Annotated in this window: 1 protein-coding gene; it reads left to right on the top strand. The window is 31.7% G+C overall.

The window, feature by feature from the left end; all coding sequences use genetic code 11:
- On the top strand, positions 1–608 hold a 608-nt coding region (locus HMPREF9075_RS00995), incomplete at both ends, for a M949_RS01915 family surface polysaccharide biosynthesis protein (protein WP_009414720.1).

Below are 608 nucleotides of genomic sequence, written 5' to 3'. Positions count from 1 at the left end.
TCCTATATTTAGGGTGTATCCTTTTGAGGATAAAAGTGGTAAACAGTACTTGATTCTTACAGAAAAGGTGATTAAAGGCAACATACAAGATGAAAAAAGTTCGAAAAAGTCCATAAAAGCCTTTAACGTGTCTTTTGAAGAAGATAAGACTGTAAAAATAAGATGGACTATTACTGATTACATAAATGAAAATGAGTCCTCTATTTGGTTTTGGACACGATACTTAAGATTGAAAGATTTAGATAATGATGGTTTTGTAGATCCGATTGTAGTATACGGAACGAAATCTATCTATGGAGAACATTTTGAAGAAGGTAGGGTGAAAATCATTACATATCATCTCGGAAAGAAAATAGTTATCCGTCATCAGAATTCGGAAATGGATGATGCAAGACACACCCAAGTGGATAAAAGTTTTTATGCTTTACCTCTTAGCATAAAGAAAAAGGTATATGATATAATTGATCTTCTGGAAGATAATGGACATTCTTTGTTTAATTCGGAATTGAAAGATCAGATTAAGAACTCATTGAAAATACAGAAAAACACTACCTCTTCTGATAAAGGTGAAACTATTGATGAATTTTTACAAAGAGCCAAAAAAGCAG

This window comes from Capnocytophaga sp. oral taxon 332 str. F0381 (assembly GCF_000318275.2).
Classification (GTDB): domain Bacteria; phylum Bacteroidota; class Bacteroidia; order Flavobacteriales; family Flavobacteriaceae; genus Capnocytophaga; species Capnocytophaga bilenii.
This window is presented reverse-complemented; position numbering and strand designations above follow the sequence as displayed.